15 protein-coding genes are annotated in these 23,571 nt (G+C 61.4%); 12 read left to right on the top strand and 3 right to left on the bottom strand.

Annotated features, from left to right (window positions below; all coding sequences use genetic code 11):
• Positions 1 to 67: 67 nt before the first annotated feature.
• Positions 68 to 1,777, bottom strand: a complete 1,710-nt coding sequence (locus GYH29_RS10410; protein WP_161523654.1) for a ShlB/FhaC/HecB family hemolysin secretion/activation protein — start codon at positions 1,775 to 1,777, stop codon at positions 68 to 70.
• A 449-nt stretch (positions 1,778 to 2,226) separates the two neighbouring features.
• On the opposite strand from GYH29_RS10410, the gene GYH29_RS10405 reads away from it, so the two are divergent.
• From GYH29_RS10405 to GYH29_RS10395, 3 genes are all read left to right on the top strand, one after another.
• Positions 2,227 to 7,905 carry an alpha-2-macroglobulin family protein gene (locus tag GYH29_RS10405; protein WP_232060569.1) on the top strand — a complete coding sequence of 1,893 codons (5,679 nt, stop codon included), beginning with the start codon at positions 2,227 to 2,229 and terminating at the stop codon, positions 7,903 to 7,905.
• Positions 7,895 to 10,084: a penicillin-binding protein 1C gene (pbpC, locus tag GYH29_RS10400; protein ID WP_161523652.1), complete on the top strand. Its 2,190-nt coding sequence runs from the start codon at positions 7,895 to 7,897 to the stop codon at positions 10,082 to 10,084. Before GYH29_RS10405 ends, pbpC begins: the two co-directional genes overlap by 11 nt.
• 70 nt (positions 10,085 to 10,154) lie before the next feature.
• On the top strand, positions 10,155 to 11,141 hold the full coding sequence (locus GYH29_RS10395) for a patatin-like phospholipase family protein (protein WP_039754136.1): 987 nt from the start codon (positions 10,155 to 10,157) through the stop codon (positions 11,139 to 11,141).
• Positions 11,142 to 11,267: 126 nt separating this feature from the next.
• Here the strand turns inward: GYH29_RS10395 and yedF are convergent, their stop codons facing one another.
• Positions 11,268 to 11,507, bottom strand: a complete 240-nt coding sequence (gene yedF, locus GYH29_RS10390; protein WP_043593093.1) for a sulfurtransferase-like selenium metabolism protein YedF — start codon at positions 11,505 to 11,507, stop codon at positions 11,268 to 11,270.
• Positions 11,504 to 12,715 (bottom strand): selenium metabolism membrane protein YedE/FdhT, encoded by a 1,212-nt coding sequence (gene yedE / locus GYH29_RS10385; protein WP_161523651.1) that lies wholly within the window; start codon positions 12,713 to 12,715, stop codon positions 11,504 to 11,506. The genes yedF and yedE overlap by 4 nt, the downstream gene beginning before the upstream one ends.
• Positions 12,716 to 13,083: 368 nt before the next feature.
• Here yedE and GYH29_RS10380 point away from each other — a divergent pair, with 368 nt between their 5' ends.
• From GYH29_RS10380 to GYH29_RS10340, 9 genes are all read left to right on the top strand, one after another.
• Complete coding sequence (locus GYH29_RS10380; protein WP_161523650.1) at positions 13,084 to 15,693, top strand: type VI secretion system Vgr family protein; 2,610 nt, start codon at positions 13,084 to 13,086, stop codon at positions 15,691 to 15,693.
• A gap of 3 nt (positions 15,694 to 15,696) precedes the next feature.
• Positions 15,697 to 16,608 (top strand): hypothetical protein, encoded by a 912-nt coding sequence (locus GYH29_RS10375; protein ID WP_081576505.1) that lies wholly within the window; start codon positions 15,697 to 15,699, stop codon positions 16,606 to 16,608.
• Between the two features lie 45 nt (positions 16,609 to 16,653).
• Positions 16,654 to 19,545: a T6SS effector BTH_I2691 family protein gene (locus GYH29_RS10370; RefSeq protein ID WP_161523649.1), complete on the top strand. Its 2,892-nt coding sequence runs from the start codon at positions 16,654 to 16,656 to the stop codon at positions 19,543 to 19,545.
• Between the two features lie 13 nt (positions 19,546 to 19,558).
• On the top strand, positions 19,559 to 20,302 hold the full coding sequence (locus GYH29_RS10365) for a putative type VI secretion system effector (RefSeq protein ID WP_152596975.1): 744 nt from the start codon (positions 19,559 to 19,561) through the stop codon (positions 20,300 to 20,302).
• 9 nt (positions 20,303 to 20,311) lie between these two features.
• Entirely contained in the window at positions 20,312 to 20,968 is a 657-nt protein-coding gene (locus GYH29_RS10360; RefSeq protein WP_161523648.1) for a putative type VI secretion system effector, read from the top strand.
• Between the two features lie 117 nt (positions 20,969 to 21,085).
• Entirely contained in the window at positions 21,086 to 21,421 is a 336-nt protein-coding gene (locus tag GYH29_RS10355) for a putative type VI secretion system effector (protein WP_152596973.1), read from the top strand.
• Positions 21,422 to 21,545: 124 nt separating this feature from the next.
• Entirely contained in the window at positions 21,546 to 21,674 is a 129-nt protein-coding gene (locus tag GYH29_RS25155) for an integrase core domain-containing protein (RefSeq protein ID WP_081576514.1), read from the top strand.
• A 117-nt stretch (positions 21,675 to 21,791) separates the two neighbouring features.
• Positions 21,792 to 22,853: an acyltransferase family protein gene (locus GYH29_RS10345; RefSeq protein WP_161523647.1), complete on the top strand. Its 1,062-nt coding sequence runs from the start codon at positions 21,792 to 21,794 to the stop codon at positions 22,851 to 22,853.
• Positions 22,854 to 23,199: 346 nt separating this feature from the next.
• Positions 23,200 to 23,469 carry a hypothetical protein gene (locus GYH29_RS10340; protein WP_161523646.1) on the top strand — a complete coding sequence of 90 codons (270 nt, stop codon included), beginning with the start codon at positions 23,200 to 23,202 and terminating at the stop codon, positions 23,467 to 23,469.
• The last annotated feature ends 102 nt before the right edge of the window (positions 23,470 to 23,571 follow it).

Genomic DNA, 23,571 nt, shown 5'->3' with positions numbered 1-23,571 from the left:
GGCCAAAACTCTCGACAAGAGGGAGGCCGCCAACGCGAGGCGTTGCCGCCGGCCCCAAATTCAAAAATCAAAATTGCAGGTTCAGGCTGAAGCCCGACGCCGCGCCGGTATGGAAGCCGGCGGGTTTCTGGATCGGCCAGCCGGTGAACATGTCGTAGGACAGGCGCTTGAACAGGCTGCCGCGCATGCCGACCGCGCCGCCGGCCAGCTGCCGGCCTATCAACTGCGCGCTGGCGGCGCCGCTAACGCGGCCCAGGTCCAGCGCCAGATACAGTTCCTGGCCGCTGGGACCCATCGCCCAGGACAGCTCGTTGCGCCACAGCCAGCCGCGCTCGCTGGACAGGCTCAGATCGCCGTCGAAGCCGCGCACGGTGTAACGGCCGCCAATGGCGAAGCGGTCCTGCGGCACCAGCGCGCCCTTGCTCCACTGGCCGCGCCACTGGCTGTTGAGCCGCAGCTTTTGCGTACCGATTTGCAGCGGCTGGTTGTAGCTCAGGTCCGCGGTCACGATGCTGGACCGAGAGCTTCCGTTGCCGGTTTCTTCTTCCAGCGCAGGCAAGGCGCCCAGCATGCCGGTGCCGCGCCGCCAGTTGAGACCGGCGTCCAGCGTGGCGTCGCCCAGATAAGAACGCTGGTTCAGCCCCAGCTCCCAACCAGCGGTTTGCCGATGCTGCAGGCGGATTTCCGTGTCTTCGACAAAGTTGCGCGATTTGCGCTGGTAGGCTCGCAGGCTGAGCGTGGTCTTGTGCGCCTGGCTGCGATACACCACCCGCGACAGACTGAGCTGGCTGTTCTCGCTGTCGCCGCGGTACAGGTATTTCTCGTTGGCGCCGGCTATGGTCTGGTGGTAGCGGTAATCATTGAGGGTCAGGCCCAGCTGCCAGTACCCCAAGGGCAGCGAGTAATGCAGCGAACGGCTTTTCGAACCCAAGGGGTCGTGCTGGAACAAGTCCTTGCCCTGGCTGTAATAGAACAGATCATTGACGGTGAGCAGATTGTCCAGCGACAGCGTGGCGCTGCCCTGATAACGGCCGGTGGCGTCGCTGCCGCCATCGTCCAGGCTCAAGGACAGCCGGATGGGCAAGGCCTCTTTCCAGGCGATCACCAGATCGCTTTCGCCGTCGGCCCCGGCCGGCTCGATCTGGATGTCGGCGTCCGCCGTCGGCACCCGTTTGAAGTTTTCCAGCGCCTGTTCGATGTCGCGCAGGTTGAGCACGTCGCCCGGACGCGCCGGCAAGGCGTTGGACCAGCGCGCGCGCCATGACATCGGATCGGCGAAGCGGATGGCGTGGATGCGGCCGGGAACCAGCGTCAGGGTCAGCACGCCCGGTTTTAGATCCTGCGGTTTGACCAGCACCCGGGTGGTGACGTAGCCCTGTGCGATCAGGGCGTTCTGCACCCGCTTCATCGCCAGGTTCACTCCCTGAACGCCCAGGCAGCGGCCGGCGGCGTCGGCGGCCGTCAAGGCCCACCGGAAACGCTCGGCCAGATCGCCAACCATGCGCAACTCGTGAATGGCGAAACACGGGGCTTCGCTGGCCGGATAGTCAGCCAAAGCGTCGGCCGGCCGCGGCAAGCGCACGTCGGGCGCAGTCGGCAGCACCTGCTCTTGCAAGGCTCGCTCGCGCTCCTGCTGCAAGATCAATTGCTGATCGGGAGACGGCGCCGCCATCGGCAGCGCCCATGCAGGCGCGGCAAAACCCAGCGCCAAAAGCGAGACCGCAACGCGGCCGGCCGGCTCACGGCAAACCCGCGCCGATGCTTTCAAATGCCCCATACAAAAATAGCGTCTTCTTGAAAATCCGCGATTTTATGACAGTGGCGCTGTCTCCCAATCCGTATAACTACGTATTCGGGAAATGTTAATCTTCACACAAACACACAAAAAAGCTGTTGTTTTAATTAGGAACTTTTGATCTAGGCTATTTTCAGATGCAAGCCCGCAATCCTGATGGAGAAAGCCTCAGACAGAGCTTGCACGCAAACGGATGCCGCGCAGAAGTTCCGCTGGAGATGGGGCCTCCCTCAGTAAAAAACCTTGATTCCAGCATGACGCACATCTGTGTTTGACTCAGAAAAATCGCAATGGAATGGTAAAAAAACAACAAATTTGTGTTCGAATTTTAATACTCCCCCCAAAACGGCAAACTAAAGATTGCGGCCTTTCCCCGCTCAATGTCCGGTCAGCCGCGTATAATCGCGATGGTATTTTCCGGAGCCTTGTCCATGTCCTTGCCATCCCATCTCGCGTCCGCCCTGCTTTGCGCCGCCAGCGCTGCCAGCCTGGCTGCCGGCGTCACCACCTTCAGCCCTCAGGGTGAAGTCAAAGAAGTGCAGCAGGTGCGCGCTACCTTCAACAGCAGCATGATTCCGCTGGGCAATAGCGCCGCGCCGGCGCCGTTCGCCTGGAGCTGCGGCTTGAAGGCCAAGAGCCATTGGGTGGACGACAAGACCTGGGTGCTGGACGTGTCCGAAACCCCGGCCGCCAATACCGATTGCCGCTTCACGCCCAAACCCGGCCTCAAGGACCTGCAAGGCAATGCCGTGGCCGCCGGCCTGAGCTTCCGCTTCTACACCGGCGCGCCGGTGGTGGTGGAGCGCTGGCCGCGCAACGGCCGCATCGAGGAAGACCAGGCCTTCGTTCTGCAATTCAACGGCGCCGGCGTGCCGGCTTCGTCCTTGTATTGCCAATCCTCCAGCTTGCCGGAGCGCATCCCGGTCCAGCCCTTGCCGGCCGGGGAGCGCGCGGCGCTGCTCAAGCATCTGAAACTGGAACAACAATCCGCCAAGGTGCTGACGCTGCGCTGCGGCCAGCGGCTGGCGCCGGACAGCAAGCTCACGCTGGTACACCAACGCGGCGCGGCCACGCCGGACCGGCTCAATTACCAGGTGCGGCCGCCGTTCACCGCCAGCATGAGCTGCCTGCGCGAGAACGCTAAAGGCGCATGCATTCCGTTCAAGCCCATTACCCTCAACTTCAGCTCCCCTGTGCCGGAAAAACTGGCGATGGCGGTGCGCCTGAGCGGCGCCGGAGCCGAGCGCCCGCCGCAGGCGGAGGCGCGTAGCAAGGGCGAGCCGGTGGACAGTATCAGCTTTGCGCCGCCGTTCCCGCCGCTGGAAACGCTGACGCTGAAACTGCCCAAGGACTTTGGCGACGAAGTGGGCCGGCCGCTGATCAACGCGGAGCGCTTCCCGCTGTCCATCAAGCTGGCTGATTACCCGCCCTTGGCCAAATTCGCCGCCGCGCCCTTTGGCATCATAGAGTCCGGCGCGGACGCGGCGCTGCCCATCACCCTGCGCGGGGTGGAGGGCGACCTCAACATCAAATCGGTGCAATTGGGCGGCCAGGCGCTGCGGCTGAACAAGGACCAGGACATGATGACCTGGCTGGCCAAGGTGCTGCGCTATCACGAAAGCTATCTGCCCGCAGGCAAGGACAAGACCATAGAAAGCCGGCGCCTGTCCCTGCTGGCCAAGGAAAAGGCCGCTCAGCCGCTGAAGCTGCCCAGCCAGCCGGACAAACAGGGGAAATGGCCGTTTGAAGTGGTGGGCATCCCCCTGCCCAAGCCCGGCCTCTACGTGGTGGAAGTATCCTCGCGGCTGCTGGGCAAATCGCTGCTGGCCAGCTCCAAGCCCATGTATGTGCGCACCGCCGCGCTGGTCACCAATATGGCGGTGCACTTCAAAAGCTCCAAGGAAAACGCCGCGGTGTGGGTGACCACGCTGGACAAGGGCAAGCCGGTGCCGGCCGCCCGCGTCAACATCTACGATTGCAAGGGCAACGCGCTGTGGTCCGGCAAAACCGACGCCAAGGGCGTGGCCGCGGTCAAATCCGTGCTGCCTGCCGGCAGCTGCGACAACGAGGAGCTGTCCGGTCTGTTCATCACCGCCGCCTCCAAGGACGCCAACGGCAACGACGACGTGTCCTTCGTCCGTTCCAGTTGGAACCGCGGCATCGAATCCTGGCGCTTCCCCTTCCCCACTCAGTGGGGCGACAGCCCCAACATCCTGGCCCACACCATCCTGGATCGCGCGCTGTTCCGCGCCGGTGAAACCGTATCGATGAAGCATCTGCTGCGCACTCAGGTCAGCCGCGGCTTGGCCCAGCTCAAGCCCGGCCAACTGCCGCAGCAACTGCGCATCGTCCACGACGGCAGCGGCGACGAAATCAGCCTGCCGCTAAGCTGGCGCAACGGCCGCTACGCGGAAAGCAGCTACGCGCTACCCAAGGAAGCCAAGCTGGGCGAATACACGCTGTATCTGGAACGCAAAGGCTCGCGCGGCCCGGACGACAAGGACAAGCCGTCCAGCCCGGAGCTGGACGGCTACTCCTTGCACAGCGGCAGTTTCCGGGTGGAGGAATTCCGCCTGCCCACCATGACTGGCCGCCTGTCCACGGTGAAGAACGCCGGCATCGCGCCCAAGCAGTTGCCGCTCAACGTATCCCTGTCCTGGGGCAACGGCGGCCCGGCCAAGGGCTGGCCGGTGGAAGTCAGCGCCATGCTGGCCGACGCCTACCAGCGCATCAAGGGCTATGAGTCTTACAGCTTCTCGCCGCCGCAGCGCCAGCGCGACCAGGCCGAATCCTCGCTGGACGGCAAAGTACTGCTGGACAAGGCCGCGCTGCAACTGGACGCCAACGGCAACGGCAAGACCACGCTGGACAAATTGCCCAAGCTGGACCGCCGTTATGACCTGGTCACCGAGGCCGCCTACCGCGACCCCAACGGCGAAGTGCAAACCCTGACCCGCCGCATTCCTCTGTGGCCGGCCGGCCTGCAAGTGGGCATCAGCGTGGACAGCTGGATCACCGCCGGCCGCGCGCTGCAGCTCAAGGCCGTGGTGCTGGACACCGCCGGCAAGCCGCTGGCCGGCAAGAACGTCAAAATCAGCCTGCGCGAACACCGCTACCTGTCCAGCCGCAAGCGGCTGGTGGGCGGTTTCTACGCCTGGGACCACAACGAAGAGACCGACGACAAGGGCAAGGTGTGCAGCGGCAGCACCGACGGCCGCGGCCTGATGTTCTGCGAAATCAATCTCAAGGACGCCGGCGACATGGAACTGATCGCCGAAGCCGCCGACGACAACGGCAACTTGGCGCAAAGCGCGCAATCCGTCTGGGTCAGCAAGCACGACGAGCTGTGGTTCGACGTGGACAACAACGACCGCATCGACATCCTGCCGGAAAAAATCAGCTACGCGCCCGGCGAAACCGCCCGCTTCCAGGTGCGTATGCCCTTCCGCAAGGCCACCGCCTGGCTGGCGATTGAACGCGAAGGCGTGATCGAAACCCGGGTGGTGGAGTTGGAAGGCAAGAACCCGGTGATCGAACTCAAGATAGAACCGGGCTGGACGCCCAACGTCTACGTTTCGGTGCTGGCGGTGCGCGGCCGCGTGCGCGAGGTGCCGTGGTACTCCTTCTTCACCTGGGGCTGGAAAACCCCGAGCGAATGGTGGGACGCCTACTGGAACGAAGGCGGCGATTACACCCCGCCCACCAGCATGGTGGACCTGTCGCGCCCGGCCTTCAAATACGGCATCGCCGAAATCCAGGTGGGCGACGCCGCCAAGCGGCTGGACGTCACCGTGAGCCCGGCGCGCAAGAGCTACGGCATCCGCGAAACCGCCGAAGTGACCATCCAGGTCAAGCTGCCCGGCGGCAAGCCGGCGCCGGCCGGCACCGAAGTGGCCTTCGCCGCGGTGGACGAAGCGCTGCTGGAACTGCAGCCCAACCGCAGCTGGGAGCTGATGCAGGCGATGTACCAGCGCCACAGCTACGGCGTGGAAACCGCCACCGCCCAGCTGGAAGTGGTGGGCAAGCGCCATTACGGCCGCAAATCGCTGCCGCCGGGCGGCGGCGGCGGCAAGGCGCCCACCCGCGAACTGCTGGACACCCTGCTGCTGTGGCAGCCGCGCGTGGCGCTGGACGCCAACGGCAGCGCCCGAGTCAAAGTGCCGATCAACGACGCGCTGACCCGCTTCCGCCTGGTGGCGGTGGCCGACGTCGGCAATGATTTGTTCGGAACCGGCGAAGCCGGCTTCAACGTCACCCAGGACTTGCAGCTGAGTTCCGGCATCCCGCCGCTGGCGCGCGAAGGCGACCAGTTCAGCGCCGGCGTCACCGTGCGCAACGGCGGCGACAAGCCGCTCAAGGTCAAGGTCCAGGCCGGCGCGCCCGGCTTGCCAGACTTGCCACCGCAGGAGATCAGCCTGCCGGTGGGCGAGGCGCGGTTGTTGAGCTGGCCGGTGACGGTGCCCAACGACGTCAAGGAATTGAAATGGAACTTCAGCGCCCAGCAAGTGGACGGCAAGGCCGCCGACAAGCTGGCGGTGCGCCAGGAAATCGAGCCGGCGGTGCCCGTCACCGTGGAGCAGGCCACGCTGCAACGCGTGGCGCCGGAGCTGAGCATCCCCGTCGCCTTGCCGTCGGGCGCCCTGCCCGGCCGCGGCGGCATCCGCGTCAGCCTGCAGGCCAAGCTGGGCAATGAACTGCCCGGCGTGCGCCGCTGGTTCCAGGACTACCCCTATGTCTGCCTGGAACAGCGCAGCTCGGTGGCCCTGGGCCTGGCCGACGCCAAGCGCTGGGATCAATTGATGAGCGAACTGCCGCTGTATCTGGACGGCAGCGGCCTCGCCGCCTACTTCCCGCTGGCCGAAGGCGCGCCGGACCGCGGCAGCGACATCCTCAGCAGCTACCTGCTGGCCGCCGCCCACGAAGCCGGCGTCGCCATTCCGGAAGCTCAGCGCGCGCGGCTGCTGGATGGCCTGACCGCCTTCGTCGAAGGCCGGCTCAAGCGCGATCTGCCGCTGGGCCGCCAGGACGCAGACGCCCGCCGCCTGAGCGCGATGGAAGCGCTGGCGCGCTACGGCCGCTTCCGTCCGGCCATGCTGGACGTACTAGACCTCAATCCGCAGAAAATGAGCACCGCCATGCTGGTGGACTGGCTGGCTCTGCTGAACCGCGCCGCCGACGTTCCACAGCGCGCCGCGCGGCTGAGCGAGGCCGAGAACCTGCTGCGCGCGCGTCTCACCTATCAGGGCACGCGCATGGGCTTCAGCACCGAGGCCAGCGACAACACCTGGTGGCTGATGGGCAGCGCCGACGTCAACGCCGCCAAGCTGCTGCTGACGGTGCGCAAGCTGCCGGGCTGGCAGGCGGACATGCCGCGCCTGCTCACCGGCCTGCTGGGGCGTCAGCAAAAAGGCCATTGGGGCACCACCACCTCCAATCTGTGGGGCAGCCTGGCCGTTGCGCAATTCTCGCGCCAGTTCGAAACCACGCCGGTCAGCGGCCAGACCAGCGCCGCGCTGGGCGGCGCCAAGCTGAACCTGGCCTGGCCGCAGGAAGGCGTCAAACAGCTGGGCCTGCTGCCCTGGGCCACAAACGGCGGCAGCCTGCAGCTCAAGCACGCCGGCAGCGGCGCGCCGTGGGCCACAGTCCAGGCCGAGGCCGCCATCGCGCTCAAGGCCCCGCGCTACGCCGGCTACAGCATCAAGAAAACGCTGAGTCCGATCAGCCAGAAAACCAGCGGCCAGTACCAGCCCGGCGACGTGGTCAAGGTCACGCTGGAGATCCAGGCGCAAAGCGATATGACCTGGGTGGTGGTCAACGACCCGATCCCGGCCGGCGCCACCATCCTGGGCTCCGGCCTGGGCCGGGATTCGGCAATCAACGCCAAGGCGGACAACGACGGCGACCCCGCCGACTACGTGGAGCGCCGCTTCTCCGGCTACCGCGCCTACTACGGCTACGTGCCGCGCGGCGGCCTGAAAACCAGCTACACCATGCGGCTCAACAACCCCGGCGCCTTCAAACTGCCGCCGACGCGGGTGGAAGCGCTGTACGCGCCGGACGTGTTCGGCATGTTGCCCAACCCGGTATTCAAGGTAGTCGATGGCAAATAGAGCGGGATGGAAGTGGCTGGCGGCGCTGGCTTTGTGCGGCGCGGCCGCGCCGGCGCTGGCCCAACCCAGTTTTCAGCAGGTCAAAGCGGAATGGCGGCCGTCGGACGTTGTGGTACTGGACCGCAACGGCCAGCCATTGCAGCGGCTGAGAGTGGACAAACAAGGCCGGCGGTTGGACTGGGTGGGCCTGGCGGACACCTCGCCGGCTTTTCGCCACGCGCTGGTGGTGTCGGAAGACCGGCGTTTCTACCAGCACAGCGGCGTGGACTGGTCCGGCGTGGCCGCCGCGGCCTGGGGCAATCTGTGGAACACCCGCACCCGCGGCGCCTCCACGCTGACCATGCAACTGGCAGGTCTGCTGGACAACGACCTCAAGGTGGGCCGCAACGGCCGCAGCCTGTGGCAGAAGATGGGCCAGGGCTGGTCCGCCGCTTGGCTGGAAACCCATTGGAGCAAGGCGCAGATCCTGGAGGCCTACCTGAATCTGGTGGGCTTCCGCGGCGAACTGGTGGGCTTGTCCGCGCTGTCCGCCACCTTGTTCGGCAAACTGCCAACCGGCCTCAATCTGGAAGAATCCGCCATCGCGGTGGCGCTGATCCGCGCGCCCAACGCCGCGCCGGACAAGGTGGCCGCCCGCGCCTGCCGCATCCTGCAGGACATGCGCCGCCAGCCCAACTGCGCGGCGCTGGCGGTGCGCACGCGCCAGGCACTGGCGCAAAGCCGCGCCGCCAATCCGCTGGCGGAGCAGGACGCGCCCCATTTCGCGCAGAAACTGCTGCAGCGCCAGCCGCTGGCGGCCGGCAGCCGCATCGGTTCCACACTGGACCTGGGCCTGCAACGCTACGCGGCTTCGGTGCTGCGCCGGCACCTGGCCGCGCTGGCGCAGCGCAATGTGCAGGACGGCGCGCTGGTGGTGCTGGACAACGTCAGCGGCGACATCCTGGCCTGGGTGGGCTCCAGCGGCCGCGGCCTGTCCAGCGCCGCGGAAGTGGATGGCGTCACCTCGCTGCGCCAGGCCGGCTCCACGCTCAAGCCCTTCCTCTACCAGCTGGCGCTGGAGCGCCATTACCTGAGCGCCGCCTCCTTGCTGGACGACAGCCCGCTCAGCCTGCAAACCGGCGCCGGCCTGTACGCGCCGCAAAACTACGCCAAGGACTTCAAGGGCCTGGTGTCGGCGCGCACCGCGCTGGCCTCCTCCCTCAATGTGCCGGCGGTGCGCGCCATCGAAATGGTGGGCCCCAACGCGCTGCGCGACCGCCTGTACCGGCTGGGCCTGAGCAGCCTGCAGCAGGACGGCGACTACTACGGCTACAGCCTGGCGCTGGGCGCCGCCGACATCCGCCTGCTGGAACTGGCCAACGCCTACCGCACCCTGGCCAATCAGGGGCTGGCCAGCCCGACCCGCTGGACGCTGGCGGACCCCAAACCCAAGCCGCAGCGGCAACTGAACGCCGCCAGCAGCTTCATCATCGCCGACATCCTGTCCGACCGCACCGCGCGCGCGCGCACCTTCGGCCTGGAAAGCGCGCTGTCCACCCGCTACTGGAGCGCGGTCAAGACCGGCACCAGCAAGGACATGCGCGACAACTGGGCGGTGGGCTTTTCCCGCCAGCGCACCGTGGCGGTGTGGGTGGGCAACGCCGCCGGCGAGCCGATGTGGGACGTGTCCGGCATGCACGGCGCGGCGCCGGTGTGGCAGGCGGTGCTGGACCGTGCCCAACAGGGCGCGCCGGCCTCCCTGCCGCCGACTCCGCCGCCCGGCGTGGTGAGGCAGAACGTGCGCTACGAGGGCGATGTCGAGGCCAGCCGGCGTGAATGGTTTCTGGCCGGCACCGAGCGCGCGCTGATCGTGCCGGAGCGCGGCGGCGCCGCCAGCCAGACGCCGGGCATCGCCGTGCCGGTGGACGGCAGCGTCTACGCACTGGATCCGGACATCCCTCCGGCCAACCAACGCCTGCTGCTGCGCGCGCGCGGCGTGGCCCGCCCGCAATGGTGGCTCAACGGCAAGCGCCTGGGCGCCGGCGCCAGCCTGCCCTGGTTCCCTTGGCCCGGCCGCCACGCGCTGGAACTGCGTGACGCCAAGGGCCTGGTGGTGGAGAAAATCCGCTTTGAAGTGCGCGGCGCGGCGGCCATTCCAGGCCGAAAGGCCGGTAAAGTTAGTTCCCCCGCTAAAAAATAGCCGCAAGCATCGCTCCATGCCATAAACATAAATGGCGTATCGTTTCTACCTCAACGACAAGGAGCAACACATGAAGTATTCATTCAAAAACCTGGCTCTGTCCGGCGGCGGCGTCTGGGGCATCGCCTACCTGGGCATGCTGGCGGAATTGGAGCAAGCCGGCGCGCTGCCTCAAATCCAGCGCGTGATCGGCTCCTCCGCCGGCGCCATCTCTTCCATGCTGATCAGCTTTGGACTCAGCGCCGCTCAAACCAAGGACTTGGCCGATTCCCTGGACTATCGCAAGATTCCGCAAAAAGTGGCCAGCGCGTTACCGTCGAATTTGGATGCGGCCTTTAACGCCTTCAAACCCTTTGCGCCCAAAGCCAATTTGGAAGATTTTGTGTGTCTGCTGCGCTTGTTTAACAAGAAGGGCTGGTACTCCAGCGACTATTTCTATCATTGGCTGAAAGACATCGCCGCCAGCCAGTTCAAGGACGGGCGGCAGGATAAGAAATACACTTTCGCCGACTTCGCCAACCCAGCGCTGCACAAGAACGAACGTCCCTTCCGCGAATTGTTCGTCACCGGTTGCGACGCGCCCGCTCAAAAAAGCATGGTTTTCTCAGCGGAACTAACACCGGACGTAGAAGTGGCGGAAGCTGTGCGCATCTCCATGTCCATCCCCTTCTTCTTCGAAGCGCAGAACTTCACTTATCCAGGCCAAGAGGCCGGCGTGTTTGTAGACGGCGGGACCATGTGGAACTACCCAATCAACTTCTTCGACGACAAATACTCGTCGGAAACCGTTTTGGGGGCCCGCTTCACCCATCAATCGTGCCAGAAATCAGACCGTAATCTGATTGAGCACATCGCGGACATTTCGCACTGCGTCATGGCCGTGCAAACTCAAAACTACGACCAGTCTCGGCAGGACCAAGGCCGCAGCATCAATATAGACACAGGGCAGGTGAAAGCCACCGACTTCAACATTCAGCCAAACGACCCGGTCTACCAACAACTCTACCAAGCCGGCGCGATCGCCACCCGAGCCTTCCTCTCCCGCTGCGAACAATAAAGCATATCCCCGCGCCCTTGGTCGCGGGGACGACATTGCAATAACGGCCTGCCGCCAAGCACTTGATTTAAGTGATTGAACGACAGGCCGTCTGCTTACGCCTCCACAGGCACTATTTAAACAGGCTCAACGCTGGATCAGATAGCGTATCGTCGGGCCGTGCTGCTGGATTTCCAGCACGGTGTAGCCATGGTTCTTGGCGTCCAACGGGATATTGTTGATGGACTGCGGGCAATCGGTCACCACTTCAAGAATTTCTCCCGGCTGCAGCTGCGGCATCGCCTCCAGCGTGGCCACCGCCGGGTACGGGCAAGGCTCGCCCATCATGTCCAAACGGTAATTCGGGGTATAACTCTGCTTGCTCATGCCGCCTCCTTGCTGAATCTAGCCGCCTGCGCCTTATCGGCGAAGAAGCGCTTTTCCCACCACATCACCGCCAGCATGGCCAGCGCCAACATTCCATAAGTCAACACCAGGCCGCCTTGCGGGCCAAACACCGCCAGCAGGTTCACCTTGGCGTAATCAGTCGCCACCGCCGGCGCGATATCGTCCCACCACGCCGCCAGCAAGGTGGCGCCGACGATATTGCCCAGCCCCACCCACCAGTAATGCACCTGGCCCTCTACCGCGCGATACATCCAGCCGGTTTCGCAGCCGCCGGCCAGCACAATGCCGAAGCCGAACAACACCCCGCCTATCACCGCGTTGGGGCCGGCCCACAGGATCTTGGGCGGCACGCCCAGCTGCACATAGCTGTATACGCCGATCACGCTCACCGCCATGCCGGCAATGATGGCCTTGGCCATCTGAGTGCGGCCGGTTAGCCACAGATCGCGGAAGGCCGAGGTGAAGCACACCTGGGCGCGCTCGATGATCAGGCCGAAAGCCAGGCCGAACAAGGCCGCCAGCCCCAGCTTGGGCATGGAGAAGGTCCGGGCCAGCGCCCACAGCGTGAAGGCGGCGAAAATCAGCATGCCCAGGCGGAAGCGCCGCCGCGCCTGATCCTCTCGCTGCTGCAAGGGCTGCGGCGCGTTCACCTTCTGCAGCTTCACCGGAATGCGGAACACCGGCAGCATGGTCACGCGCGCGCCAAACCAGGAACCGGCCGCCGTGGCCAGCGCAAACAGCCAGGCATGCAGGGAAAACTGCGGAATGCCGGTGAAGAAGGCCGCCAGATTGCAACCCATGGCCAAGCGCGCGCCAAAGCCGGCGATCAGGCCGCCCAACACCGCCTGCGCGATGCGGACGCGATGATGCGGCATGCGCAGCTTGACGTTGTTGGCCCACAAGGCAGCGGACAGACAGCCGGCGAACATGCCGATGATCATCATGCCGTCCACGCGGTCCAGCGGTGTGCCTTCAAGGTGGATCACCTTGAAATAACCCCAGGTTTCCGGATGAAAGCCAAACAGCTGCAAAGCGTGGCCGCCCCAGCGCGTGAACTCCCCGGTCACCGCCCAGAAGGTACCGGTAATGCCGAAATAATAAGCGGACAACACCCCGGCGGCGATCACCGCCGGCACCGGCGCCCAAAAGCGCACCAGGTATTGCGTCTTGAAATCCTGCCAAGTCATGGCTCAGACGTCTCCCAATAAAAAAACCCGCCCGCGGGCAGGATCAGAAATATACGGTTGGCATTGTAAAACAGTGCGTGAACCATGTCAGAGCAGGATTGTCTCACCCGCCGCCATCCGCAGGCAAACCCAAAGCCAGGCCCGCTTGATCTGACTCGGCATGGCAGCCGCGCTTCAAGCGCGCCGGCTGGTACTGATTAAAACGAAATCCCTTTGGCATCAAAGCCTTTGTGCGGAGCAGTAAAAACACATAGAATAAGCTCGCTTTTTAACAATAACTATCAACAGCTATCGCGCAAGCCACGATGCCGCCGCTACGGCGCCTGAACGCTTGCACGCAAACCTTCGCCAGATAGAGCCCTGAACCCATGGACCTCAGCCCCATGCTCGCCAGCTTCGCCTCCGCCTTCAATCAAGACCAACGCCTGCTCACCCTCAGCCTGGGCGACGGCAGCGTGGCGGCCGAGCAACTGCTGCCCCTGAGCCTGGCCGGCGAGGAAGGCGTGTCCCGGCCTTACGCCTACCAGCTCACCTGTCTGTCCCCGGACGGGGCCATCGAACTCAAGACCCTGCTCGGTCTGCCGGCCCGGCTCGGCATCCTCGACGCCGCCGGCGCGGAGAGTCTGCGCTGCGGCGTGGTGTCCAAGGTGGAAAGCCTGGGATCCGACGGCGGCTTCAGCCGTTACCAGCTGACCATAGAGCCGCCGTTCGCGCTGCTGCGGCATCGCGTCAGCTCGCGGGTGTTCCAGGACCTGACGGTGCCGGACATCGTCAAACAGATCCTGGCCGAGCATCAGCAGGCCAACCCGGTGTTCGCCCGGGTGCAGACGCTGGACTTCAAGACCGGCCCAGCCTCGCCGCGCAGCTATTGCCTGCAATACCGCGAGAGCGATTACGACTTCATCGTGCGGCTGCTGCACGAAGAGGGTTATGCCTGGCGTTTCGATCACCTCGACGGCGACACACCACAAGTGCGCTTGGTCGCCTTCGACGACCCCTACAGCCTGCCGCCGGCCGGCGTCGAGCGCGTGCGTTTCCACCGCAGCGACGCCACCGAGGCCGAGGACGGCTTGACCGAGTGGAACGCCCTGCGCCAGATCGTCCCCGGCGCGGTGGCGCTGGCCAGCTTCGACTACCAACCCGTCAGCACCCAGCACAGCGGCGACGACAGCCGCATTGATCAAGGCCAGAACGGCAAGGCGCTGCAGTCTTCTTTGCACGACTACGACCCGCAATCGCTGTACTACGCCGGCGACGCCGACCAGCTCAGCCACTACGCCCAACTGCGCCAGCAGGCGCATGACCTCAAGGCCAAGCAATTCAGCGGCGGCGGCTCGGTGCGCGGCCTGGCCGCCGGCCAATGGTTCCGACTGGACGACCACCCCGCCCACGACGGCGACAGCAGCGAACAGCGCGAATTCGTCGTCACCCGCCAAACCCTGAGCGCGCGCAACAACCTGCCGGCGGACCTCAAAGCGCTGGCAAAAGCAGAGGACGCCCAACCCTTCCGCGCCGAGTTCGACGCCCAGCGCCGCGGCGTGCCGCTGACCCCGGCCTACGCCCACACCGAGCTGGCCAAGCCCAAGTCCCGCGGCGTGCAAACCGCTACCGTGGTCGGCCCCCAAGGTGAAGAAGTGCATACCGACCAGCACGGCCGCATCAAAGTGCAATTCCACTGGCAACGGCCGGACGAACACCCGAGCATCGGCGCCAACCTGGACGACACATCCTCCTGCTGGCTGCGGGTGGTCATGCCCAGCGCCGGCGCCGGCTGGGGCCACCAATTCATTCCGCGCATCGGCCAGGAAGTGCTGGTCGACTTCATCGAAGGCGACATCGACCGCCCGGTGATCACCGGCGTGCTCTACAACGGCAGCCACCCGCCGCCGGACTTCAGCGGCGCCGGCGCCTTGCCGGCCAACAAAACCCTGTCCGGCATCAAATCCAAGGAACACCAGGGCGGCCAATACAACGAACTGCTGTTCGACGACACCCCCGGCGAAGTCAGAACCAAGCTATCGAGCGAACCGGGCAAGACCCAGCTCAACCAGGGCTTCCTCACCCACCCGCGCAGCAACGGCAAGGCCGAGCCGCGCGGCGACGGCTTCGAACTCAGAACCGACAGCCACGGCGCCATCCGCGCCGGCCACGGCCTGCTGCTGAGCACCGAAGCGCAGAACGGCGCTGGGGGCAAACAACTGGCGCGCGAACAGGCGCAAAGCCAGCTGGACGCGGCGCTGGGCCTGAGCCAGAGCCTGGGCGAAACCGCCACCGGCCAGCAGGCCGACACCATGGAAACCGGGCCGGAAGGCATAGGCGACGACAATAAGCGGGAAGGCAAGCAGCTGATCGGCCACCTGCAGCACCAGCAAGCGGCGCTGAAAGCCTGGGAGGCGGAAACCAATACCGACAAGGAAGGCAAGACCGGCCAGGACATCTCCGGCCGCCAGCCCCTGCTCATCCTATCCGCGCCGGCCGGCATCGCCAGCCTGAGCCAGCAGAGCCACACCCTGGCCGCGGAAACCAATCTGGATCTGGTGGCGCAGCGCGACACCAACCAGACCAGCGGACGGCGCTGGATTCACAATGTCGGCGACAAGATCAGCCTGTTCGTCACCGGCCTGCAAGACAAGATCGCGCTGAAGCTGATTGCCGCCAAGGGCAAAATCCAGATGCAGGCGCAAAGCGACACTATCGAAGTGACCGCGGACAAGGACGTGACCATCACCTCCTGCAAGGAGCGCATCGTCATCACCGCCAAGGAGGAAATCCTGGTCACCGCCGGCGGCGGCTACATCCGGCTCAAGGGCGGCGACATCGAAGTGCACTGCCCCGGCACCGTGACGGTGAAAGGCGCCAGCCACAAGCTCAGCGGCCCCACCAGCCTGAACGCGCCCTTGCCCAAGTTCAACAAAGGCTGCGAGCAAGCGCTGGACAGCGCTGCCGCCACCCAATCCGCCACTGTGCGACTGGGGTAAGCCATGCAAACATCCAATCAACACGCCGCCATTCTGCGGCAGCTGCAAGCCCGCCAGCAGGCCGGCGCGCAACTGCTGTTGGCCCTGGACGCGCCCAGCCGCCCGCTGGCGGGAGCCGAGGCCGAACTGGACGCTCAAGTCCGGCAGCAAGGCCTGCCCGTGCCGCTGAAACACCCGCAACTGGACCCGGCGCGCCAGCCCGCCTGGCTGCCGCTGACCGCCGGCGCGCCGGCGTTGGCCGACAGCATCGCCCAAGCGCTGGCTGAAGCCGAGCCGGACGCGCTGGCGCAAGGACAAGGTCGGCTCGTGGCCGGCTGGCTGGAAATCGCCGGCTCCGCCAAACTGGCGGCCGCCCATATCGGCCGGCAGATGATACGCCGCACGCCCAATGGCGAAACCCATCTATTGCGCCTGCACGACCCGGCGGTGAGCTGGGCGCTGTGGCCGCTGTTGAACACCGCGCAGCAGCGCGGCCTATTGGGCTCGGTCAGCCGCTGGTGGCTGCTGGACCCGGCCGGCGAACTCGTTTGCCTGGAGCCGGCGCAACAAGCCGCTCGCGCGCCGCGCCCGCCCTCGCGCTGGGAACCCGGCTTGTGGGAAGACATCGCCCGCATCGGCTCGCTCAACCGCGCGCTGCTGGCCTGGCGCGAACAAGCGCCGGAATGCGACGCGGACAAGCTGGAAACCGCGCGTCTGCACGCCTTCGCCGCCTTGCGCCATGCCGGCGCGCTGGGCTTTGACGACGACGAGGACTTGTCCCGCTTCGCCCTGCACGCCGTCACCGTCCACCCCCGCTTCTACCTGCACCCCCGCGTGCAAGCGCTGCTGGCGGGGCGCGCTGCGGACGACTTTTACAGCGGGCTGACGGATTCGCTCAGCGAAGCGGACTGGGCGGCCATCGCCGCCGGCGCCTGAACGCGGCCGACATCACGCACCCCATATCCCGGACCACAGCAAATCATGAGCCAACTGTGTAAAGCCTGTCAGGCCAGCGGCCTGCCCATCATGCCGGTACGCTACGCGCCGGTGCCCAAAACGGTGAAAGCCGCCCTGCCCGCCTGGGCCTGTGCCGACAAGGTCAAAGACATCGCGCTGGACGCGGACTTCCATTACGCGCTGCGCACCCTGCGCGCCGGCTTCGTCTACCTGTTTTATTCCAAGCACGCGCGCGGCTCCAATCTATGGGAATGCTATAGCGTCACCGAAGACGGCGTCCTGCTGAAACAGCCCTCGCCCAAGGCGGCGAAAGCGGCCGGGGAAAGCGTGGTTTGCAGCACCTCCGGCCACAGCAATAGCCGGCTGCACCACCTGATCATCGAACAGCCGGAAAAATGCGGCCCGGCCTGGATTGCCTTCAGCGAATACAAATGGAGCGACCTGACCCTGCGGCGCTACGCCCAGGACGCCAAGCTGCGCGCCGCCCGCATGCAGGCGATAGACCCCAAGGCCATGGCCGCCGGCAGCTCCAACGCCCACGGCACCACCGCCAGCAAGGCCGCGATCGAAGCGGTGATGGAATACCACCCCGGCTACCAGCCCGCCCAACTGGCCTACAATCCCAAGACCGAGGCCTTCAGCAAGGAAGACGGCAGCTACGACAAGGCCCGGGTGGACAAAAACTACGCGCGCTACCCCATCCACGCGCGCCGCGGCAAGGCCGAGGAAAGCCTGCAATTCATGCAGGCGCGCGCCAAGAAAAGCGGTGGCAACAACACCCCGCACATCCTGGCGCTGTGGGACGCCATCGGCACCGCCCAGGAACTCAACGGCTATGTCAACGACAGCGCCGGCCTGGCGCTCTTGTTCGCCGAGGAACGCGGCTTCCAGTTGTACACGATCCAGGCATTGGAAAACATTCGGAAATCGCTTAGCGCCCAGGCCCAGGAGGGACAGGAGAAATTCCAGGACGACATGATGCGGCGCGACACCGCCACCTGGTACAACCCGGCCGTCATGGCCCAGCGCCGCGCCGCCATCGCCAAACTGCAAGACCCGGTGCTGAAACGCCAGCGCCTGGAAGTGTGCGACCTGCTGGACCAATGGGCCGGCTGGCAAATCCCGGCCGTTATCGCGCCCAATGAGCTGGACGCCATTGATGTACGCCGCATCCCGGAGCCACAGCGCAGCCAGCAGATCGCCGCGCTCAAGGCCAAGGTGGCCGCCTTCCACTCCAAACGCGGCGAAAACTACGACAACAATATCGAGCAGGCCGGCGACCGCAGCTGGCCCAAATACCGCAAGAAAATAGACCCGGACCGCCTGTCCAACTTCCAGAAATTCCAAAACGAGCTGGACGCCGCCATCCGCGAGCGCCAGAACAAAACCGTGGGCGTCCTGCTGCGCTGGCTGCAAGCGCCCTTGTTCCTGGATACGCTGGAGGACTACCACGACGCAGACCCCAAGGACGGCATCGAATTTGAAGCCGTCATCGGCCACGCCATCAGCGGCATCAACGTCACCGCCAGCGGCCAGGCCAAGCTGGAAGCCTGGGCCAAGGACGTGGCGATAGCGCGCAACAACGTGCTTTACCGCGCGCTGGCGCTCAACCAGAAGAAAATTGAAACCGAGCTGAAAGCCGCGCTAAAGGACGCCAAGCAGAACCAGGACACGCCGTACAGCGACGCGGCGGTGCGCACCATAGAAACCACCAAGAACTATTTCCAGAAGCTGCTGGACATGTACAAGGAAAACTCCGCCTTGTACCAGGCCAACATCGCCGCGGCCAGCCCGCAGGGCGACACCGTCTTCGGCGTCAGTCTCAAAACCGCGCGCACCGGGCAGATAGACCACGTGATCGTCACCGCCGGCAACGCCATCGTCAAAGCCTTCGCTCCAGCCGCCGGCCGCGCCGGCGCCGCCTTGAAGCTGGACAAGGCGGAAATCTATCTGGGCGAAAAGCTGTTGCAAATGGTGTTGGCCAGCCGCGCGCTGGTCAGTACCGCCGACATCAAGGCCTTGGTGGCCGCCGAATATGCGGATTTCCGCCAACGCGCGGACCTCAACAGGAAAAAAGAGCCAAGCCAACGCACCAGGAACAAACGCTTGCAAAAAGTATTGCGCAAAGAAGCGGAATACCGTCGGACTCAGGGAGCCAAACTGCAGCAGGCCTACAATAAGCTGCGAGCGGACAAACCGAAAGATCATCTGTCCGTGGTCAAGGACGCCCGCCTGACCTTGTTGGTGATGATGATAGAAGGCGTCTACCTGGGACGCTTGTTGCTGCAAAACGAGAAGGACGGCGCACTATACGCCAGCCTGGCCGCCTCCGCCATGGCCTTGACAGCCCAGGCCATCGATATGATGAGCCTGCCCCTGAGCAAGGTCATGCAGGGTGGAGAACAAGCCCGCAGCATACAGCGCCTGAAACTGATGGGCGGCTTGTTGATGGCTGCGTCGAATGGGATTGGGGTTTATCAAGACTATATCGCAATTGACACTGCTAAATCTAAGGGACAGTCTTTAGTTGTGAATCTCTACCGAGTGAAAGCAATTGCTGGACTTGCCGGCCTGACTGTAGCAGGCCTAAGTACATTCACATATGCCGCCCCACTTATCATGAGAGTAAGTAGCAATGTTGTTATTGCCGACACTGCTGCAGCAATAGGTGCACGCGCCACGGCCATATTAGCAACTAGAATTATTTTCATGACGGCAGGCAGCTGGATATCTCTCACCATTTTTATATTACAAGGCATAATATTGGCAGTAGAGGACGACGATCTACAGATATGGATTAGTCAAACACCATTTGGCGTTGATCACAAAAACTCCAAAGCCCCAAGCAACATTAACGACCTCACAAATTCCTTGAAAAAAATAATGGAAAAATCCACCTCCGCAGAAAAAGAATAGGAGCACCATACACATGATCAGCACAATAGAATCTAGTCAAAACACTAATCTAGAAAAAATAAAAGGCCGCATTACTCACTACAAAAAATCTAGAGAAATGGCCAATTTTTTTTTCACTGACCGCGATCGCAGCATAATGGGCTTGTCCGCTATAGCTGGGGCTCTTGCAGGTGCGGCAGGCATTGCTGCGAGCACAGCACGCGACGCAGCCAATCTAAGAGAACAAGCAGACTACATCGAAATGAAGATCAATGGACAACTAGCCAAAGGCTGGGTATGGTTCAGCCCATTTAAAGATGGTGATGAAGTAGAGATTATTGGCACACAGCAGAATGATTATTTTGAAATAATCGCAGTGACCCGCCCCAAAGACAAAGTTATCGCACTGTACCCACACTGTTCCCGTGGCAAAACTGCACATATCAAAACCGTATTCAAATGGTGGTTTCTGTCAGTATCTTTTTTGGTTGCAATATTAGCCCCTCTTGTTTTTGGTTTTTTTGATTTAATTTCTGGTAAAGACGAAATTTTTAGTTTAATAGATTTCGATTACATTTATGTATGTGCAGCAGTTTATGCCATTTTTGGGGCGTACGCGTATGTTACAGGGAAAAAATTTATGATGTATGTACATGCAGCAACACGTATTTTTAAAGTGATGGACCTACAAGACCCTGACCACATCGACCTACCCAAACGCACAAAACGCAAGCCAGGCGATCCTGGCGCATTCGGCGTGATGTATTTCAACTACTAAGCCCCAGGCATGACTTCGTCATCACCCGACAGCTTAGCGCCTCTTGCACCAACAACAGAGCTAAGCAAAATCAGCGGCAAGATTTCCCGCTACAAAAAAACGCGAGAGATGGCCAACTTTTTCTTTACCGACCATGACCGTAACATCATGGGTTTGTCTGCCATTGCAGGAGCTCTGGCTGGAGCCGCCGGCATGGCAGCTAGCACCGCCAGGGATGCAGCCAACTTACGCGAGCAGGCCGACTACGTTGAGATGGAAGTTAATGGGCACCCCGCAAAAGGCTGGGTATGGTTTAGCCCGTTTAAAAATGGAGATGAAGTAGAACTAATCGGCACATTCCAAGAGGGCTACTTTGAAATCATCGCCATTGCGAGACCTCAAGACCGCACCATTGCCCTATACCCACATTGCTCTCGCGGCAAAAAATCTCACATCAGCACCATCATCAAGTGGTGGCTCATAGCAACAACTTTCTTGGTAGCAATATTTATCCCGATATTATTTACAATATTTGCTCTTATCGGGGGGGAAAGAGAAACTGTTCTCTTTTTTTGGAGCAGAGTATTTGTATGCGACTATATTTATGTATTTATTCCTAGGGACATACTCGCTCGTCACCGGAAGAAAATTCATGATGTATGTATACGCCGCCACTCAAGTTTTTAAAGCATTAGATTTACAAGATCCTGACAATATCAACCTACCTAAATATACAAAACGCAAACCGGGTGACCCCGGCGTATTCGGTGTAATGTACTTCAACTACTAAGCCATGCTCTAGTCATGACACTTCAAAACAGCTTAGCGCCCCTTACTCCCTCTACAGAGCTAGGCAAAATCAGCGGCAAAATCTCCCACTACAAGAAAACACGGGAAATGGCCAACTTCTTCTTTACTGATCGTGACCGCAACATCATGGGGCTGACAGCCATTGCGGGTGCACTGGCTGGTGCTGCCGGCATCGCGGCCAGAACCGCCAGGGATGCAGCCAACTTACGCGAGCAGGCCGACTATGTTGAGATGAAAATCAATGGGCAACCCGCCAAAGGTTGGGTATGGTTTAGCCCATTTAAAAATGGAGATGAAGTAGAACTAATCGGCACATTTCAAGGGGATTGATCAGCTCGGCGACAACGCGGCTTCTTCCGCCCACCCTTACACGATAACGTGGGCTTGTCTGGCCCTCGCCGGACGATCTGCCGAGTGATGGACTCAAACAGCGCCGGCCCAATCTACTTGATCGATGGATGATGCGCGTGACAAAATCGAGCGCTGGCGACAGGGTTACAACGAATTCAGGCCGCACAGATTGCTGGGCGGCCAGACCCCGAGCAAGTTCCGACTTGCTCGCCTTGAAGCCGGAAGCGTCTAAATTTGACCGTTCGGTTTGCAGGAGGGGGGCAATTTCAAGTGACGACTCGAGGGAGAAGCGGAGCAACTACGTCACAGAAATTGGCGATTTATCGCAAACATCATAATGATTCACAACATGGAAACCAAAGCGGGAAAAATGAAACAAAATAAAAATATTAAATCCGTGCAGTTCTTAAGGGGTATCGCCGCTGTAATGGTCGTCCTAATCCATGCATTTCAATTTATCCCAGCACACGAGCTGAATAACTTCCCGCCAAACCGATTCCCTTCTTTCCTCATAGCGGGAGGTGCTGGCGTTGACATCTTTTTTGTCATCAGCGGCTTTTTGATGTGCTATATTTTATCAAATAAAGACTTAACACCCAGTAGATTTATATTAGCCAGAACCATAAGAGTGGTTCCAATATATTGGTTTTGGTCCTTAATGTTTTTTTTGTATGTATTCATAAGATGGTCCCCTGCATTTCTGGCTCACGAATGGATTCCACACCTCGCAAAATCTCTTCTATTCATCAATGCCGCCGGCCCCGATGGAATCACGCAACCATTTTTAAATGTTGGCTGGACTCTTAACTATGAGTTCATATTTTATGTGTTTGTTTTCTTTATAGCGCTGCACTTCAAACACAAAAACATCACCACCCAAACACTTACCCTTGCATACAGCCTGTCTATTGCCTTACTTATCTACTTTGAAATATATTCACCACAGCTGCTGGAATTTTTTCTCGGCATTGTTGTGTTTTATATTTGGAAAAAAACAACCATCAACCAAACCTGGGGTTACGTTTTTATAATTTTTTCATTTTTAACCATAATTATAGCCGCAAAATACGCTTACGAGGCCGGTGGGTTTGCAAGGCTATTCATCTGGGGCATCCCCTCCGCATTACTTTTGCTAGGATTTTTAAACATCGACAACCATATCAACTGGGATAAATATCCATTTTTTATCATGCTTGGCGATGCGTCATACTCAATATACCTGACCCATTGGTTTTTTAGATTCGACGCATACCGCACCCTGCCTTTCATCACCCAAAATATAACAATCCAATTTTTAATTTGCGTCACACTCATGGTATGCTCAGGCATTGCGTGCTTTAGGCATATTGAACAACCCTTGCTTTCTTGGATTAATAACAAAATCAACAAAAACCTTCCTACGACTCGTTAACAACACCTATGGGTTTTGTAGGGGACCTGGCTGGTGCTGCCGGCATGGGCTAGCACCGCCAGGGATGCCAGTAATTTACACGAGCAGGCCGACTCTGTGGGAATGAGGTCAATGGTCCGCCGGCCAAAGGCTGGTCTGGTTTAGCCTTTTTCAGGATGGCGATGAAGTCGAACGGATTGGGACGCAACGGGACGGCTGTTTTGAAATCATCGCGATAGCTCGGCTAAAGAATAGAGTTATTGCGATTTACTCCCATTGTTCCAGAGGGAAAGCAGCACACATCAAAACCTTGATCAAATGAAGGCTGCTGTCCTCCTCTTTTTCAGTAGGCATACTGATTCCCCTCGTGGCCGTGATTTTTGACTTCATTAGCGGCAGTAAAGCGCCCTACTTGTTTTTAGAGACCGGATACATTTATGCCATTCTCGTGATATTTGGCATTCTGGGCGGCTACTCTTTCTCAACGGGCAAGAGGTCCATGATGTACGTTCGCGCCGCCACCCAAGTCTTTAAAGCCTTGGAACTGCCGGCCCCCGACAACATCGATCTTCCCAAAGCGACAAAGCGCAAACCAGACGACCCCGGCGCATTCGGCGTGATGTATTTCAAATACTGAGCCTCGCTCGTCAGCGCGCATGCGCCGGCCCCTTCATCTCACCGTCACCATTCCGTCATCCACCGCGCCTAAGCTGTACCGTATCCCACCATGTCGGCCGCG

It is taken from the genome of Chromobacterium haemolyticum, assembly GCF_009936155.1.
GTDB classification, from domain to species: domain Bacteria; phylum Pseudomonadota; class Gammaproteobacteria; order Burkholderiales; family Chromobacteriaceae; genus Chromobacterium; species Chromobacterium haemolyticum.
Note: the sequence above shows the minus strand (reverse complement) of the source record. Positions and strands in the feature narration are given on the sequence as shown.

Coding starts and splice junctions, on each gene's coding strand:
- GYH29_RS10410 (WP_161523654.1), bottom strand. CDS start 1,777: ATGGGGCATTTGAAAGCATCGGCGCGGGTTTGCCGTGAGCCGGCCGGC.
- GYH29_RS10405 (WP_232060569.1), top strand. CDS start 2,227: ATGTCCTTGCCATCCCATCTCGCGTCCGCCCTGCTTTGCGCCGCCAGC.
- pbpC (WP_161523652.1), top strand. CDS start 7,895: ATGGCAAATAGAGCGGGATGGAAGTGGCTGGCGGCGCTGGCTTTGTGC.
- GYH29_RS10395 (WP_039754136.1), top strand. CDS start 10,155: ATGAAGTATTCATTCAAAAACCTGGCTCTGTCCGGCGGCGGCGTCTGG.
- yedF (WP_043593093.1), bottom strand. CDS start 11,507: ATGAGCAAGCAGAGTTATACCCCGAATTACCGTTTGGACATGATGGGC.
- yedE (WP_161523651.1), bottom strand. CDS start 12,715: ATGACTTGGCAGGATTTCAAGACGCAATACCTGGTGCGCTTTTGGGCG.
- GYH29_RS10380 (WP_161523650.1), top strand. CDS start 13,084: ATGGACCTCAGCCCCATGCTCGCCAGCTTCGCCTCCGCCTTCAATCAA.
- GYH29_RS10375 (WP_081576505.1), top strand. CDS start 15,697: ATGCAAACATCCAATCAACACGCCGCCATTCTGCGGCAGCTGCAAGCC.
- GYH29_RS10370 (WP_161523649.1), top strand. CDS start 16,654: ATGAGCCAACTGTGTAAAGCCTGTCAGGCCAGCGGCCTGCCCATCATG.
- GYH29_RS10365 (WP_152596975.1), top strand. CDS start 19,559: ATGATCAGCACAATAGAATCTAGTCAAAACACTAATCTAGAAAAAATA.
- GYH29_RS10360 (WP_161523648.1), top strand. CDS start 20,312: ATGACTTCGTCATCACCCGACAGCTTAGCGCCTCTTGCACCAACAACA.
- GYH29_RS10355 (WP_152596973.1), top strand. CDS start 21,086: ATGACACTTCAAAACAGCTTAGCGCCCCTTACTCCCTCTACAGAGCTA.
- GYH29_RS25155 (WP_081576514.1), top strand. CDS start 21,546: ATGGATGATGCGCGTGACAAAATCGAGCGCTGGCGACAGGGTTACAAC.
- GYH29_RS10345 (WP_161523647.1), top strand. CDS start 21,792: ATGGAAACCAAAGCGGGAAAAATGAAACAAAATAAAAATATTAAATCC.